At 61.0% G+C, this 14289-nt stretch carries 17 protein-coding genes; 11 read left to right on the top strand and 6 right to left on the bottom strand.

The window, feature by feature from the left end; translation table 11 throughout:
* The first annotated feature begins 55 nt into the window (after window positions 1-55).
* The 3 genes from CRO59_RS15655 to CRO59_RS15645 all read left to right on the top strand — a co-directional run bounded on the left by CRO59_RS15655 (window position 56) and on the right by CRO59_RS15645 (window position 2577).
* Complete coding sequence (locus CRO59_RS15655) at window positions 56-1477, top strand: transglycosylase SLT domain-containing protein (protein ID WP_097088316.1); 1422 nt, start codon at window positions 56-58, stop codon at window positions 1475-1477.
* 108 nt (window positions 1478-1585) lie between these two features.
* Window positions 1586-2020 (top strand): DoxX family protein, encoded by a 435-nt coding sequence (locus tag CRO59_RS15650; protein WP_007964771.1) that lies wholly within the window; start codon window positions 1586-1588, stop codon window positions 2018-2020.
* Window positions 2021-2268: 248 nt separating this feature from the next.
* Window positions 2269-2577 carry a hypothetical protein gene (locus CRO59_RS15645; protein WP_003226820.1) on the top strand — a complete coding sequence of 103 codons (309 nt, stop codon included), beginning with the start codon at window positions 2269-2271 and terminating at the stop codon, window positions 2575-2577.
* Window positions 2578-2582: 5 nt separating this feature from the next.
* Here CRO59_RS15645 and greB read toward each other — a convergent pair whose 3' ends face one another.
* The 3 genes from greB to CRO59_RS15630 are packed head-to-tail and all read right to left on the bottom strand — an operon-like array spanning window position 2583 to window position 6302.
* On the bottom strand, window positions 2583-3080 hold the full coding sequence (gene greB, locus CRO59_RS15640) for a transcription elongation factor GreB (RefSeq protein ID WP_016770885.1): 498 nt from the start codon (window positions 3078-3080) through the stop codon (window positions 2583-2585).
* 34 nt (window positions 3081-3114) lie between these two features.
* Window positions 3115-5619, bottom strand: a complete 2505-nt coding sequence (locus CRO59_RS15635; protein ID WP_097088314.1) for an ABC transporter permease — start codon at window positions 5617-5619, stop codon at window positions 3115-3117.
* A complete protein-coding gene (locus CRO59_RS15630; protein ID WP_007964778.1) occupies window positions 5619-6302 on the bottom strand; it encodes an ABC transporter ATP-binding protein in 684 nt (227 codons plus the stop codon). Before CRO59_RS15630 ends, CRO59_RS15635 begins: the two co-directional genes overlap by 1 nt.
* 10 nt (window positions 6303-6312) lie before the next feature.
* Between CRO59_RS15630 and CRO59_RS15625 the strand changes: the two genes are divergently transcribed.
* From CRO59_RS15625 to CRO59_RS15615, 3 genes are all read left to right on the top strand, one after another.
* Complete coding sequence (locus tag CRO59_RS15625; RefSeq protein WP_007964780.1) at window positions 6313-6918, top strand: arylesterase; 606 nt, start codon at window positions 6313-6315, stop codon at window positions 6916-6918.
* Between the two features lie 57 nt (window positions 6919-6975).
* Window positions 6976-7269 (top strand): hypothetical protein, encoded by a 294-nt coding sequence (locus tag CRO59_RS15620; RefSeq protein ID WP_003226812.1) that lies wholly within the window; start codon window positions 6976-6978, stop codon window positions 7267-7269.
* A 136-nt stretch (window positions 7270-7405) separates the two neighbouring features.
* Window positions 7406-8377, top strand: a complete 972-nt coding sequence (locus tag CRO59_RS15615; RefSeq protein WP_027613458.1) for a L,D-transpeptidase family protein — start codon at window positions 7406-7408, stop codon at window positions 8375-8377.
* Between the two features lie 122 nt (window positions 8378-8499).
* On the opposite strand, the gene oprI is transcribed toward CRO59_RS15615, so the two are convergent.
* Window positions 8500-8751 (bottom strand): outer membrane lipoprotei OprI, encoded by a 252-nt coding sequence (gene oprI / locus CRO59_RS15610; RefSeq protein ID WP_025113130.1) that lies wholly within the window; start codon window positions 8749-8751, stop codon window positions 8500-8502.
* Window positions 8752-9386: 635 nt separating this feature from the next.
* Between oprI and CRO59_RS15605 the strand changes: the two genes are divergently transcribed.
* On the top strand, window positions 9387-9668 hold the full coding sequence (locus tag CRO59_RS15605; RefSeq protein ID WP_003226804.1) for a GNAT family N-acetyltransferase: 282 nt from the start codon (window positions 9387-9389) through the stop codon (window positions 9666-9668).
* A 60-nt stretch (window positions 9669-9728) separates the two neighbouring features.
* On the opposite strand, the gene CRO59_RS15600 is transcribed toward CRO59_RS15605, so the two are convergent.
* The gene (locus CRO59_RS15600; protein WP_027613457.1) at window positions 9729-10805 is read right to left on the bottom strand and encodes a 3-deoxy-7-phosphoheptulonate synthase; all 1077 of its coding nucleotides are present in this window, start codon (window positions 10803-10805) and stop codon (window positions 9729-9731) included.
* 129 nt (window positions 10806-10934) lie between these two features.
* Window positions 10935-11378 (bottom strand): PilZ domain-containing protein, encoded by a 444-nt coding sequence (locus CRO59_RS15595; RefSeq protein WP_003226800.1) that lies wholly within the window; start codon window positions 11376-11378, stop codon window positions 10935-10937.
* Between CRO59_RS15595 and CRO59_RS15590 the strand changes: the two genes are divergently transcribed.
* The 4 genes from CRO59_RS15590 to CRO59_RS15575 all read left to right on the top strand — a co-directional run bounded on the left by CRO59_RS15590 (window position 11377) and on the right by CRO59_RS15575 (window position 14256).
* Complete coding sequence (locus CRO59_RS15590; protein ID WP_097088312.1) at window positions 11377-11763, top strand: co-chaperone YbbN; 387 nt, start codon at window positions 11377-11379, stop codon at window positions 11761-11763. The genes CRO59_RS15595 and CRO59_RS15590 overlap by 2 nt on opposite strands.
* Window positions 11764-12720, top strand: coding sequence for a putative 2-dehydropantoate 2-reductase (locus CRO59_RS15585; protein ID WP_097088311.1), 957 nt, complete (start codon window positions 11764-11766; stop codon window positions 12718-12720).
* A gap of 28 nt (window positions 12721-12748) precedes the next feature.
* Complete coding sequence (locus CRO59_RS15580; RefSeq protein WP_027613454.1) at window positions 12749-13654, top strand: 5'-nucleotidase; 906 nt, start codon at window positions 12749-12751, stop codon at window positions 13652-13654.
* Window positions 13655-13752: 98 nt separating this feature from the next.
* Complete coding sequence (locus tag CRO59_RS15575) at window positions 13753-14256, top strand: universal stress protein (protein WP_027613453.1); 504 nt, start codon at window positions 13753-13755, stop codon at window positions 14254-14256.
* Window positions 14257-14289: the final 33 nt, after the last annotated feature.

The following is a 14289-nucleotide window of genomic DNA, read 5'->3' as shown; positions in this document are numbered from 1 at the left end:
CGGTGATTTCGACCGTTCAGCGGTGAAATCGCCCCGTATTTTTTCCGGAGAGTGGATGCATCGTCCCTCGGTTTTGCTCCTGTTGTGCGCGTCACTGCTGCTGCCGATAACGGCGGTTGCGCGCTTGCCCGGGCCACAGCAAGCCGTGCCGGCCGCCAAGGTTCGTGACCTGTCGGAGATCCGCAGCAGTCGCGTGTTGCGCGTGCTGGTCAATCAGAGTCGCAACAGTTCCGGTGAAGTCCAGGGTCAGGCCATCGGCGTCGAATACCATCGCCTGCGCGCCTTCGAGCAATACCTCAATGGCCACGCCCGCGATGGTCAGGAAATTACCCTCAAGATCATTCCCAAAGCCAAGGATCAGCTGCTCGGCGCGTTGCAGCGTGGTGAAGGTGATCTGGTCGCGCCCGGTGAGCTGCTCGATCTGCAACCCGGCCACGCGGTGGCCAGCAGTGAGCCGATCGCCAGCAACGTGCCGCTGGTGCTGGTCGGCATCAAAGGCGAGCGCCGTTACACCAAGGTCGAGCAGCTTTCCGGCAAAACCCTGGCCTTGCCCACCGGCAGTGCGGCGGGGGAGGCGGTCAGCCAGCTCAATCAGAAACTGGCGTTGCACAAACTGGCGCCGATCAAGATCGAATGGGTCGATCCGACGCTGGCCGTTGAAGACGTGCTGGAGATGGTGCAGGGCGGGATCTTCCACCTGACCATCGTCGAGCAACCGATCGCCGAGCGTTGGGGCAAGATTCTGCCCAAGCTGCGTTTCGACCGGCAGTTGATGATCAGCGAACCGGGTGAGGAATACTGGTTCGTGCGCCGGGATGCCTCGATGCTGCGGGCGAGCATCGATCGCTTCCTGGGCGGCTACAGGAAGCCGGCGAACGAGGATGCAGAGTTTCTGCGGATCTATCGACGGCTCTACCAAGTGCACTATCCGTTGGCCAAGGCTGACCGCCAGCGTCTGGAAAAACTGCGCCCGACCCTGCAAAAACACGCCGACGCGCAAAGCATGGACTGGCTGAATCTGGCGGCGCTGGCCTTCAAGGAGTCAGCCCTGCAACCCAGCGCCCGCAGTGGCAGTGGTCCGACCGGGTTGATGCAGATCACCCCGTCCGCAGCGCAGCGAGTCGGTGTGAACAACATCCAGAATCTCGATGCGAATGTGCAGGCCGGGGCCAAGTACCTGGCGATGATTCGCCGCAAGTTTTTCAACAGTCCGAAACTCAATGAGCGCGAGCGCATGGCCTTCACCCTGGCGGCCTACAACATCGGCCCGGAGCGGGTGCAGGGCATGCGTGCCGAGGCACGGCGGCGCGGGCTGAATCCGAACCAGTGGTTCTTTCAGGTCGAGCGCATCGCCATGGAGCAGGTGGGCATGGGCCCCGTCAGCTATGTTAATAGCGTGAACAAGTATTACTTGGCGTTCGACCGGGAGCGGGAGTCGCTGGAGCCCCGGGGACAGAAAGTCGCTTCACGGAAATGATCTAATAATTTGATTGTTATGGCGGAATAATTGCGCTTTTAACATGAATTTAACTGATTAATATAGCGGCCAATCCCAACACACTTATCGCAAAACAAGGAATGCCCCATGAGCTCTCTGATCAACAAGGTTCTGTTCACTCGCGCCGGTTACGGCCTGACCATTCTGCGTATCGCGGTCGGCGTGATCTTCGCCGCCCACGGTTCGCAAAAACTGTTTGGTCTGTTCGGTGGTTACGGTCTGGCGGGCACCGCGCAATACATGGACAGCATCGGTCTGCACCCGGGTTACCTGATGGCCACGCTGGCCGGCGGTACCGAGTTCTTCGCCGGTCTGGCGCTGATCATCGGCCTGCTGGTGCGCCCGGCGGCGCTGGGTCTGACCTTCCTGTCGCTGGTGGCGATCTTTACCGTACACATCAGCAACGGTCTGTTCATGGCCAACAACGGTTACGAGTTCGCCCTGGCGCTGCTCGGTGGCAGCCTCGCGGTGATGATCGAAGGCGCCGGCAAGCTGTCGGTGGATCGCGCCATCGCCGGTTGAGCGCTCTGGCTCAAGCAAAAGGCCCGCATTGTGCGGGCCTTTTTTGTTGCGGCCGATTCTTGACACTCATCGGTCACGTTATCTAGGATGTTGCTCATGCGCCGATTTAAACAGCTACTTGCGGGGCGCCAGGTGACTCAGACAGTTGCCGTCAGAAGCCGGAACAGGGCTTCGAAATACCGCTAAAGCGCTGGTTCGGTGTTGCCTCTCACCTGCCATGCAGACTTTTGAGGCAGAGACACGACACGATGAATGCACTACGCCCTCCAGCACGTCCCGCGCCGATCACGGCACATATCACCCAGCGCAACCCGAAAATCCTGCTTGGCGGCAAACATCAGCCAACGCTGTTGCGTTATCTCGATGGCTGGCCACGTCGCAGCGGCGGTCCTGCCGCGTTCCTGATCCAGTTCGTTGAAGACGGCGAGTCGCTGGCGCGGTTTGCCAGTGACAGTTTTGACCTGGCGGTGATTCAGGCACCGAGCGCTGAAGACGCGCCGGAAATGATCAAGCAACTGACCCGCGTTGCGCGGCAGGGTTTGATCACCCGCCGCTGAAACGCTCAGGGATATTCGATCGCCACGATATAGACAAACTGCTCACCGGTTGGCGTCTGTACCCGGACTTCGGCGTCCAGCGCCTTGCCGATCAAGGCGCGGGCCAGTGGTGAGTCGATGCTGATCAGACCCAGTTTCAGATCCAGTTCATCCGGGCCGACGATGCGGTAGCGTGATTGCTTGCCGTCTTCGTCCTCGATGGTGACCCAGGCGCCGAAGTAGACCTTGTTCGGATCGCTGGGTTTTTCGCTGACGACCTTCAGTGCTTCGAGACGCTTGGTGAGAAATCGCACGCGGCTGTCGATCTCGCGCAGCATTTTCTTGCCGTAGGTGTACTCGGCGTTTTCCGAACGATCACCCTGCGCCGCTGCTTCGCTGACCGCTTGCGTTACCTGCGGGCGGCGCACATGCCACAGCTCATGGAATTCGGCGCGCATCCGCGCTTCACCTTCAGGGGTGATCAGCGCGGTGCCGGCGGTGCGGGGAGGGCGATAACGGCTCATGGCAACTTCTTGTGGTGACGAAGGCTGGAGTCTATCAACCCTCGCGCAGGACTGTCAGCGGACTCGCATTCAATGCTCGACGCGTACCGAACACGCCGGCACCGCCAATCAGCGCGGCGCCAATCAACGGCAGCATCAGCAGCCATGGATGCGGATGCCATGGCAGATCGAACGCATAGCGATACAACACCAGACTCACCACTTCCGAACCGATGGCCGCGAGCAAACCGCTGACCGCACCGAGCAAGCCGAACTCGATGCGCCGCGCCTTGATCAGCAACTGCCGTTGCGCGCCCAGCGCACGCAGCAGCGCACCTTGGCGAATGCGTTCATCCAGGGTTGCCTGCAAGCCGGAGAACAGCACCGCCATCCCCGCCGCCAACACAAACAACAACACGTATTCCACCGCCAGGGTGACCTGGGCGAGGATGCTGCGCAGCTGTTCGAGCAAGGCTTCGACCTGAAGGATGGTCACCGCCGGGAAGGCTCGCGACAGCTCGACGATCTGCTGATCGTGACCGGGTGCCAGATAGAAACTGGTCAGGTAAGTCGCTGGCAGATCCTTCAGGGTGCCGGGCTGGAAGATCATGAAGAAGTTCGGCTGGAAGTTGTCCCAGTTGATCTCGCGCAGGCTGGTGACCTTGGCTTCACGATTGACCCCGCCCACGCTGAACACCATGTGATCGCCGAGTTTGAGCTTGAGGCTTTCGGCGACTTTACCTTCAACCGACACGCCCGGTACGTCGTCCGAGGGTTGCCCGGTCCACCACGTACCGGCGGTGAGCTTGTTACCGGCCGGCAGGTCGGCGGCCCAGGTCAGGCTCAAGTCACGTTGCACGGCACGGTCGCCGGCCGAATCCTTGCTGACGATCTGCTGCACCGGTTCGCCGTTGATGCTGATCAGCCGTCCCGGCACCACCGGGTACAGCGGCGCCGCCTGCGCGGACACCTTGATCAAGTGATCGGTGAAGGCCTGTTTGTCCGCCGGCAGGATGTTCAGGGCGAAGTAGTTGGGGGCGTTTTTCGGTAACTGGTTTTGCCAGGTGTCGAGCAGCTCGCCACGCAGCAGGGCGATCAGCGCCATCGACAGCAGAATCAGACCGAACGCCAGCGCTTGCCCGGCCGCCGCCAGCGGATGACGCAGCAGCTGCCCCAGGCCGAGACGCCACGGCAGCGGCGCGCGGGCGAGCATTCGGCGCAGGCTGTTGAGCAACAACAGCAGCAAGCCACCCAGCACCAGCGCAGCGACCACGCCACCGCCAAGCAGGGCGAAGGTCAGCAGCAGATCCAGACTCAGACGCCACATGATCAGGCCCAGTGCACCCAGCGCCGCGCCATAGACCATCCAGGTGCTCGACGGAATCGGCAGCATGTCACGGCGCAATACCCGCAGCGGCGGCACCCGACCCAGCGCGGCAAGTGGCGGCAGGGCGAAGCCGGCCAGCGCCACCAGCCCGGTGCCGATCCCGGCGAGCGCCGGAAACAGGCCGCCCGGTGGCACATCGGCAGGCAGTAGATCATGTAATAGAGCGAACAGGCCCAGTTGCGCCAGCCAGCCGAGCACCGCGCCACTGAGGGCAGCGAACAGGCCGAGCACGGTCAGTTGAATGCTGAACAACAGCATCGTTTCCCGACGCGACAAACCAAGGCAGCGCAGCAAGGCACTGGCATCGAAGCGGCGACTGGCGAAGCGGTTGGCCGACAGCGCCACGGCCACACCGGCCAACAGCACCGCGACCAGACTGGCCATGTTCAGGTAGCGCTCGGCCTTGCCCAGTGCGCCGCCAATCTGCCGGTTGCCGTCGCGCGCATCCTGAATGCGCTGATTGGCGGCCAGACCGGGTTTGATCAGTTGTCGATAGGTTTCCAGTGCCTGCGGTTCACCACGCCACAGTTCGCGATAACTCACGCGGCTGCCGGGTTGCACCACGCCGGTGGCGGCGAGGTCGTCGAGGTTGATCATCACCCGAGGCGTGAGGCTGTAGAAGTTGCCGGCGCGATCCGGCTCGTAAGTCAGCACGCGGGTCAGCTTCAGGGTTTTCATGCCGACGTCGATGCTGTCGCCGATCTTCAGATCCAGCGCAGTCAGCAGACGAGCTTCAACCCAGGCTTCACCGGGTTGCGGCTCGCCGCCCGAGGTTTCAGCGGCAAACGGGGCCGGGGCACTTTTCAGCTCGCCACGCAGCGGGTAGGCGCGGTCGACCGCCTTGATGCTTGATAACTGAATGCCATTGTCGGTGGCAATGACGCTGGAAAACTCCACCACCTGCGCATGATTCAGGCGCAGCTCGGTGCCGCTGCGAATCTGTTCGTCGCGGGCCGGCGAGCTGCCCTCAAGCACCAGGTCGGCGCCAAGGAACTCGGTGGCGCGCAGCATCATCGCACCGTTGAGGCGGGCGCCGAAGTAGCCGATGGCAGTACTCGCCGCGACCGCCACGACCAAGGCAAAAAACAACACGCGCAATTCGCCGGCGCGGGCATCGCGCATGAGTTGACGTAGGGCGAGACTGAACAGACGCAACAGCGGCAGACGTGCCATCAAGGCTCCAGAGGGGCAACCAGCAGCCCGGCTTCAAGTCGGATCAGGCGCCGGCAGCGATGGGCCAGGCGTTCGTCGTGGGTCACCAGCACGAGGGTGGTGCCGCGTTCCTTGTTCAGTTCGAACAGCAAGTCGCTGATGCGCTCGCCGGTGTGGCTGTCGAGGTTGCCGGTGGGTTCGTCGGCGAACAGCACGTCCGGCTCGGCAGCGAAAGCCCGGGCAATCGCCACGCGCTGTTGTTCGCCGCCGGAGAGCTGGCGCGGCGAGTGTGTCAGGCGCTGGCCGAGACCGACTCGTTGCAGCAGTTCGGTGGCGCGTTCGCGGGCGTCTTTGCGGCCATCGAGTTCCAGCGGCAGCATGACGTTTTCCAGGGCGTTGAGGCTGTCGAGCAACTGGAAGGATTGAAAGACGAAACCCACGTGTTCGGCACGGATGCGCGCGCGCTGGTCTTCGTCGAGATTGCTCAGGCCTTGCCCCGCGAGGATGACTTCGCCGCTGCTTGGCAGGTCGAGGCCGGCGAGCAGGCCGAGCAGGGTGGATTTGCCGGAACCGGACGCGCCGACGATGGCCAGGCTGTCGCCCTGGTTCAGTTCCAGGCTGAGTTCGTGCAGGATAGTCAGTTCACCTTCCGCGCTGGGAACCACTTTGCTGAGGTTCTTCGCGGTGAGAATGCTTGCGCCCATGGAGAATCCGATGCGTGTTTGGTTTTTGAGTGCTGGCCTGGCCTTGATGTGCATGGCCCAGAACGCAGCGGCGGGTACTGTCCTGATCGTTGGCGATAGTATCAGCGCCGGTTTCGGACTGGATACCCGCCTGGGGTGGGTATCGCTGCTCGAGCAACGGCTCAAGCAGGAGGGTTTTGACGACAAAGTGGTCAATGCCTCGATCAGCGGCGACACCAGTGCCGGAGGCCAGGCACGCCTGCCGGCGCTGCTTGCAGAGCACAAGCCGGAACTGGTGATCCTCGAATTGGGGGGCAACGACGGCCTGCGCGGAATGCCGCCAACGCAATTGCAACAAAACCTTGCGGCGATGATCGACAGCTCGCGTCAGAGTGGCGCCAAGGTGTTGCTGCTGGGCATGCAATTGCCGCCCAACTACGGCAAGCGTTACACCGATGCCTTTGCCGAGGTCTACGGCAAACTTGCGGACGATAAAAAAATCCCGCTGGTGCCATTTTTCCTCGACGGCGTGGGTGGGCATCCCGAGCTGATGCAGGCCGATGGTCTGCACCCGGCCGCCGGGGCTCAGGGCAAGTTGCTGGAAAATGTCTGGCCGACGCTAAAACCGCTGTTATGAGGCTTTTCTAGTGGCAGGCTTTCGGCTAATGTGGCGCCCCCTTATTTGGAGCCCCCGATGCCGCGTCCTGCCTGGTCCCTGTTTGCCTACCAACTGATCGAGCCTGACGAACAGCTGGATCTGTTCGCCTGCCAGGAAGTGCGGGTGCATCTGGTGACCCGTCAGCTCGAACTCGGTGGCTCGGCAGACCGCACGTTGTGTGGCAGTCTGCTTCCAGCCCAACCGCGTTGGTCGAGTGTGGATCGTCGGGTGTTTCAGGATCAGCGTCTGTGTTCGTTGTGCCGGGCGATTCTCGAGTCGCAGAAGCGCGGCACCTCGCCGATCTGGCCTGAGTTGCGTTTCGAACTCTAGGATCAACAGATCGCAGCCTGCGACAGCTCCTACATGAAGACTTCTGGCTGGCCATCGGCGCATCTCCCCGAATTCCCGAGGTGCGGTGTACAATCGCGCTCTTATACCCTTGTTGATCATGCGAAGGATTTTCCGGATGTTGCCGCGCTTTCCTGCCGTCACCCGCTGCCTGTCACTTGCCGCCCTGTGTGTGGCCGGTCCCGTTGCTGCATTGGAGTTTCCCCTGCCACCACCCGGTGAGGACATCATCGGCCAGGTGCAGGTGATCAAGGCCAAATACGAAGACACCTTCGCTGACCTGGGCACCAAGTACGACCTGGGTTATTCGGAAATGGTCGCGGCCAACCCGGGCGTCGATGCCTGGCTGCCGGGCGCCGGTACCGAAATCGTCCTGCCGACCCGGTTCATTCTGCCGCCGGGTCCACGCGAAGGCATCGTGATCAACCTTGCCGAGTACCGCCTCTACTACTACCCGAAAGGCCGGAACGTGGTGTACACCTTCCCGTTGGGTATTGGTCGTGAAGGTTGGGGCTCGCCAATCGCGCACACCTCGATCACTGCCAAGACGCCGAACCCGACCTGGACCCCTCCTGCCTCGATCAAGGCCGAGCACGCCGCCGACGGTGATCCGCTGCCGAACGTGGTACCGGCCGGCCCGGACAACCCGCTGGGGCCGTTCAAGTTCACCCTGGGTACACCGGGCTACCTGATCCACGGTTCGAACAAGAAGTTCGGCATCGGCATGCGCACCAGCCACGGCTGCTTCCGCATGTTCAACAACAACGTGCTGGAAATGGCGGCCATGGTGCCGGTCGGCACTTCGGTGCGCATTCTCAACGATGCGTACAAGTTCGGCAGCAGTGGCGGCAAGGTCTATCTGGAAGCGCACACACCCATCGATGACAAGGGCAACCCGTCGGTGGTCGACAAGCACACTGCAGTGATCAATGCGATGCTCAAGCGCGAAGATGTCACCAACAACCTGCGCGTGAACTGGGATGTCGTGCGTGATGTGGTAGCGGCCGAAGATGGCCTGCCAACTGAAATCGGCACACCGAATACCTCGGCGCCGATGGTCTCGAACACCCCGATCGACCTGCAGCAGTAAGTCGATCAAAACCCGCAGGCGCGTGCAGCGTCGGCGGGTTTTTTATTGCCCGGGGGAAAGTACCGGCAATAAAAAAGCCGACCCAAAAAATGGGTCGGCTTGATAACAATCCCGAGGGATTATTACTTGCGGCTAGCTTTGTCCAGCATACGCAGAGCACGCTCGTTAGCTTCGTCAGCAGTCTGTTGTGCTTTTTGAGCAGCAGCCAGAGCTTCATCAGCTTTACGGTATGCTTCGTCTGCACGAGCTTGAGCGCGAGCAGCTGCGTCTTCAGTAGCGGTCAGACGTGCTTCGGTTTCTTTCGATGCGCTGCTGCAACCGGTAGCCAGAACTGCGGCCAGAGCCAGAGCAGAGAATTTCAGAACGTTGTTCATCGTGTTCCCCTTCAAGGACTTTCAATTAAGTGGCTTTCTCCTCCGATTGAGGAAATAGCCGGCGTACATACTACCCATTACTTGTAGTAAGTAAACTGACGGAGCGCAAGAAGCAAAAAAAATTGTAGGCGTTGATTCTTTTTCGAGCAACTTTTAACCGGGCTGTATAAAAAATATCCAGCTGCAGGCCCCGGCCTGAGCGTGTTAATGAGAAAAAGTTCCCGTTGTCCGGTGCTGTTTCTGCGTCTTGCACCAAGTCTGCCTAGATGAATTCGTCTACACTTTTGTTCCGATTTTGCATGACACCTCACATATCTTTGTCGCTCTTGAGGTGACTTTAAAGAAGAGGCTGCGTCTTAAGTCTCGACATCCGGCAATGTTCAGGCGAGTGCCTGGGGAAGATCGTCCCCGCGCCTGCCACTACGCCCATCGGAGTCACCCGTTCAACGAGCATGATGACGAGCGCACCTTGAGCATTTTCGCCAATGGTGCCTACTATTTATGACGTGCTCGATTGCGCGAGACCGGTGTGGTTTTTCTCGGTGTCCATCAGGCACGGGGTGGCGTAGATGTTCCTTCGCCGGAAAAACATCGGTAAGGTAGGGGTCAGAATTCGAGACCCGCGAGGAGTAGTGATGAGCGAGGCGTTGTCCATCCACCATGACCAGGCTGGTCATCAGTTCGAGACCAATGTGGACGGTCATCGTGCCTACCTGACCTATATGGATCTGGGGAAACAGACCCTTGATATCTATCGCACCTTCGTGCCCAACGCCTTGCGCGGCCGTGGCATCGCCGCCGCGCTGACCGAGAGCGCGCTGCAGTACGCCGAAGAAATGGGCTACACGGTGATCCCGTCGTGCTCCTACGTCGAGCGCTACATGGAACGTCATCAGCGCCGCGCCGCCAAGATCTGAATCGCACACACGAAAACGCCGGGCAATGCCCGGCGTTTTTTTATGCCCGTGAAACGCTGATCAGCTGCGCTGACGTTTCGGCAGAACATCCTTGAGCTTGGCGTGCATGCCGCGCAGGGTGTTCTCGGTGGCGGACCAGTCGATGCAGGCATCGGTGATCGACACGCCGTATTGCAGGTCGGCGAGGTCTTTCGGGATGGCCTGGCAGCCCCAGTTCAGATGACTCTCGACCATCAGGCCGATGATCGACTGGTTGCCTTCGAGGATCTGGTTGGCGACGTTCTCCATCACCAGTGGTTGCAGGGCCGGGTCCTTGTTGGAGTTGGCGTGGCTGCAATCAACCATGATGTTCGGTTTGATCTTCGCCTTGTTCAGCGCCTGTTCGCACAGGGCGACGCTGACCGAATCGTAGTTCGGCTTGCCGTTGCCGCCCCGCAGCACCACGTGACCGTAGGCGTTGCCCTTGGTGGTGACGATCGACACGCCACCTTCCTGGTTGATCCCCAGGAAACGGTGCGGGCTGGACACCGACTGCAGGGCGTTGATCGCCACGGTCAGGCCGCCGTCAGTGCCGTTCTTGAAGCCGACAGCCGAGGACAGGCCGGAAGCCATTTCACGGTGGGTCTGGGATTCGGTAGTGCGTGCGCCGATGGCCGACCAGCTGATCAGGTCCTGCAGATACTGCGGGGAGATCGGGTCGAGGGCTTCGGTGGCGGTCGGCAGGCCTTTCTCGGCCAGGTCCAGCAGCAACTGGCGACCGATGTGCAGACCGTCTTGAATCTTGAACGAGTCATCCAGGTACGGATCGTTGATCAGGCCTTTCCAGCCAACGGTGGTTCGTGGCTTCTCGAAATACACGCGCATGACCAGATACAGGGTGTCGGAGACTTCCTCCGCCAGCACCTTGAGGCGATCGGCGTATTCGTGGGCAGCCTTGATATCGTGGATCGAGCACGGGCCGATCACTACGAACAGACGGTGGTCGGTGCCATCAAGAATGTTGCGAATGACTTCGCGGCCCTTGGTGACGGTGCGCAGCGCAGCATCGCTTAGAGGGATATCACGCTTGAGCTGATCGGGAGTGATCAGGGTCTCGTTAGAGGCGACGTTTAGGTCGTTGATCGGTAAATCAGCCATCGTTTACTCGTCAGGTCACGGGTGCCGGCCGCCAGCGATCCCCGCGCGGCGGAGCACAGCAGATTTAAGCGCGTCGGGGAGCCGAACCTTAGCGCGTCAGACGCGGCTCGACAATGGGCAAACGCCGCTTTAATCCAGCACTGGCTGGGCAAAAGCCTTGCGCACGCTGTCGTGGGAGAACTCGTCGGCGTGTTGTTCGACCCATTGCAGGGCCAGCGCCTGAATATCCTGCAGATCGTCGTGGGCCTCGTTCATGCGGCAATAACGCTCGATCTGGCACACCTGTTCGCCCATCCGGGCACTGAACAGCGTCTGCTCATCGGTGAACGCGATCCCCACCAGATAGCCCTTTTTGCGCCGCAGACACCATGCGACATAGCCCGGATAACAGATCTCGGCGTTGAGTGTCGGCATGCGCACCTGCAGCGCCGTGCCGTGGCGCCACGCGCGGTGATAATTGCAAGCGATCCCGCCGAGGCTGATAGTGTGCAGCTGTTGCCTGGAAATACACTCGGGCTTGAGCAAGGTTAATTCAACCGGTACTTCGTCCGGATGAGGAATGAAACGTCCCATGAGCACAGACTCCCTGTGTCGGCCATTTGACATTGTTTCCCCCAGTATAGTGGTCGAATCCGAGCTGACCGATTTCGACGCCGACCAGCGGCTGCTGGCGATGAGCGGCGTTTCGCTGGTGATTTTCACCAGCGTCGGCTGTTCCAGCTGCCGCTATGCCAGAGAGGTGTTGCCCGGGTTCGAGCTGGCGGTGGATCGCCTGTGCTGGATCGATGCCGGCAACAACGGCGGGTTGGTGGAGCGCTATCAGGTCTTTCATTTGCCGGCGCTGTTTGTGGTACGCGACGGCGAGTTCTTTGGGGCATTGCACACGCGTCTGACCGCCGCTGCGCTGAACGCGGCAGTGGCGCAGGCACTGGGTCGAATTGCAGAGGAGTTGCCATAGATGGTGGGAGCAGACAGCAAACCGGTGATCGGGATTATCGGCACCGGGGCCATTGGCGGGTTTTACGGTGTGATGCTGGCGCGGGCCGGTTTCGATGTGCACTTTTTACTGCGCAGTGAATTCTCGGCGGTGGCCGAACGTGGTTTGCAGGTGGACAGTGCCGTGCATGGCACCCTGACGCTGAACCCGGTGCAGGCGTATGCGAAGGCCGAGAACATGCCGGCTTGCGACTGGTTGCTGGTCGGCGCCAAGACCACCAGCAGCGCGGGTCTGGCCCCGGCGATCATTGCTGCGGCCAGGCCCGGCGCGAAAGTGCTGGTGCTGCAGAACGGTCTGGACGTCGAAGACAGCTTGCGCGAGTTGCTACCCGATTCCCTGCATCTGCTCGGTGGTCTGTGCCTGATCTGCGTGCATCGCGAAGGGCCGGGACACATCACCCATCAGGCCTTGGGTGCGGTGAATGTCGGCTATCACAGTGGCCCGGCGGCGGATGAAGCGGCGCGCATGGCGCTGGTCGAGGAGGGTGCCGGTCTGTTCCGCGCCGCTGGCATCGATTCGCAGGCGATGCCCAATCTGCAACAGGCGCGCTGGCAGAAACTGGTGTGGAATATTCCCTACAACGGTCTCTCGGTGTTGCTCGGCGCCGGCACCACGCCGCTGATGGCCGACGCGGACAGTCGCGCGCTGATCCAGGCGTTGATGGCCGAAGTGGTGCAGGGCGCCAGGGCCTGCGGTCACGACGTTCCGCCCGGTTACGCCGAGTACCTGTTCATGATGACCGAGAAAATGCCCGACTATTGGCCGAGCATGTACCACGATTTCCTGCATAAACGGCCGCTGGAGCTGGAAGCGATTTACGCCCAGCCATTGGCCGCAGCCAAAGCGGCAGGCTGTGAGTTGCCACGGATCGAAGCGCTGTATCGCACATTGAGTTTTATCGACCGACGCAACACTTGAGTCGGTTTTCGGGGGAGTGGGGGAAGGCATGGCCAAGAACATCGATGACAAACTGGTGCTGGCGATTTCGTCTCGCGCCTTGTTCGACCTGAGCGAGAGTCATAAGGTCTATCTGGCGAGCGGCGTCGAAGCCTATCGGCAATACCAGATTGAACACGAAGACGAAATTCTCGCGCCCGGCGATGCGTTCCCGCTGGTAGAAAAACTCCTGAGCCTCAACAGTCGCCTCGACCGCGCCCGGGTCGAGGTGATTCTGGTTTCGCGCAACAGTGCCGACACCGGCCTGCGCGCGTTCAACTCGATCGATCATTATGGGCTGGACATCTCGCGGGCGGCCTTCGTCGGCGGGCGCAGTCCGTATCCCTATCTCAAAGCGTTTGGCTGTGACTTGTTTCTGTCCACCCACGCCGAGGATGTGCGCGCCGCGCTGGACGCCGGGTTTGCCGCGGCGACGATTCTCTCCGGCGGCGCCAGTCGCGCGGCCAGTGATGAGTTGCGCATCGCCTTCGACGGCGATGCGGTGTTGTTCTCCGACGAATCCGAGCGCGTTTATCAGGCCGGCGGGCTGCTGGCGTTTCAGGCCAAGGAACGCGAGTCGGCGCGCGAGCCATTGCGCGGTGGGCCTTTCAAGGGCTTTCTGGCGGCACTCAATGCGCTGCAACGCGAGTTCCCCGAAGACGACTGCCCGATTCGCACGGCGCTGGTTACCGCGCGTTCGGCACCGGCCCATGAGCGGGTGATCCGCACCTTGCGCGAGTGGGACATCCGCCTCGACGAGTCGCTGTTTCTCGGCGGGCTGACCAAATCGGCGTTTCTCGAAGCCTTCGCTGCCGATGTGTTCTTCGACGATCAGACCGGCCACTGCGAGGCGGCCCGCGAAGTGGTCGCCACCGGACACGTACCGCATGGCATCAGTAACGAACCGTCGATCTAAAGCCCCAGTGCTTCAAGACGTTGCGTCGCACGTCGTACTCGCCAAGGCACTGCTAAGCTGAATCAAATCTCCGCCATGTTGGCACGCGAGGAGGTCATATGATTCGTTCGATGCTGTATGCCACTGACCTCGGTCTGTACGCACCTTTAGTGATGCAGCATGCCTTGGCGCTGGCGCGGACATTCAATGCCGACTTGTATGTGGTGCATGCAGTGGAACCCATGGGGCTGTTTGCCGAGTCGGTGTTGCAGAGTTATCTCGACGAACAGGCATTGAACGAATTTCACAGTCAGGGTCTGAAAACTGTCATCGCCAATATCGAGCAACGGGTGCTGGACAGTTTTCGCGAAGAGCTGGGCGACGAGGGCGAGCAGGATCTGCAGCGGATTTGCGCGGTTCGGGTAGTGCAGGGCGATCCGGCGCAGGTGATTCTCGACCAGGTGCAGAAACTCTCTGTGGATTTGCTGATCGTAGGCACTCACAGCCACGGCGTAGGGGCGGAAACGCCTTTGGGGCGCACGGCGACTCGGGTCCTGCAATTGGCCAAGGTGCCGGTTTATCTGGTGCCATTGGTGGAGCGCCGGCGCCGGGGGGATCGCTGAAGCGGGAATAATGGCCTTTTGACAAAAAAGTTC

The sequence above is a fragment of the Pseudomonas sp. LAMO17WK12:I5 genome (assembly GCF_900215165.1).
In the GTDB taxonomy this organism is placed as follows: Bacteria; Pseudomonadota; Gammaproteobacteria; order Pseudomonadales; family Pseudomonadaceae; genus Aquipseudomonas; species Aquipseudomonas putida_A.
This window is presented reverse-complemented; position numbering and strand designations above follow the sequence as displayed.

What these genes read in the sequence shown, in the direction of transcription:
- CRO59_RS15620 (WP_003226812.1), top strand. Translation starts at nt 6,976, where the DNA reads ATGCCGCGTCCTGCCTGGTCCCTGTTTGCCTACCAACTGATCGAGCCT.
- greB (WP_016770885.1), bottom strand. Translation starts at nt 3,080, where the DNA reads ATGAGCCGTTATCGCCCTCCCCGCACCGCCGGCACCGCGCTGATCACC.
- CRO59_RS15585 (WP_097088311.1), top strand. Translation starts at nt 11,764, where the DNA reads ATGGTGGGAGCAGACAGCAAACCGGTGATCGGGATTATCGGCACCGGG.
- CRO59_RS15575 (WP_027613453.1), top strand. Translation starts at nt 13,753, where the DNA reads ATGATTCGTTCGATGCTGTATGCCACTGACCTCGGTCTGTACGCACCT.
- oprI (WP_025113130.1), bottom strand. Translation starts at nt 8,751, where the DNA reads ATGAACAACGTTCTGAAATTCTCTGCTCTGGCTCTGGCCGCAGTTCTG.
- CRO59_RS15630 (WP_007964778.1), bottom strand. Translation starts at nt 6,302, where the DNA reads ATGGGCGCAAGCATTCTCACCGCGAAGAACCTCAGCAAAGTGGTTCCC.
- CRO59_RS15655 (WP_097088316.1), top strand. Translation starts at nt 56, where the DNA reads ATGCATCGTCCCTCGGTTTTGCTCCTGTTGTGCGCGTCACTGCTGCTG.
- CRO59_RS15635 (WP_097088314.1), bottom strand. Translation starts at nt 5,619, where the DNA reads ATGGCACGTCTGCCGCTGTTGCGTCTGTTCAGTCTCGCCCTACGTCAA.
- CRO59_RS15645 (WP_003226820.1), top strand. Translation starts at nt 2,269, where the DNA reads ATGAATGCACTACGCCCTCCAGCACGTCCCGCGCCGATCACGGCACAT.
- CRO59_RS15600 (WP_027613457.1), bottom strand. Translation starts at nt 10,805, where the DNA reads ATGGCTGATTTACCGATCAACGACCTAAACGTCGCCTCTAACGAGACC.
- CRO59_RS15625 (WP_007964780.1), top strand. Translation starts at nt 6,313, where the DNA reads ATGCGTGTTTGGTTTTTGAGTGCTGGCCTGGCCTTGATGTGCATGGCC.
- CRO59_RS15580 (WP_027613454.1), top strand. Translation starts at nt 12,749, where the DNA reads ATGGCCAAGAACATCGATGACAAACTGGTGCTGGCGATTTCGTCTCGC.
- CRO59_RS15605 (WP_003226804.1), top strand. Translation starts at nt 9,387, where the DNA reads ATGAGCGAGGCGTTGTCCATCCACCATGACCAGGCTGGTCATCAGTTC.
- CRO59_RS15590 (WP_097088312.1), top strand. Translation starts at nt 11,377, where the DNA reads ATGAGCACAGACTCCCTGTGTCGGCCATTTGACATTGTTTCCCCCAGT.
- CRO59_RS15650 (WP_007964771.1), top strand. Translation starts at nt 1,586, where the DNA reads ATGAGCTCTCTGATCAACAAGGTTCTGTTCACTCGCGCCGGTTACGGC.
- CRO59_RS15615 (WP_027613458.1), top strand. Translation starts at nt 7,406, where the DNA reads ATGTTGCCGCGCTTTCCTGCCGTCACCCGCTGCCTGTCACTTGCCGCC.
- CRO59_RS15595 (WP_003226800.1), bottom strand. Translation starts at nt 11,378, where the DNA reads ATGGGACGTTTCATTCCTCATCCGGACGAAGTACCGGTTGAATTAACC.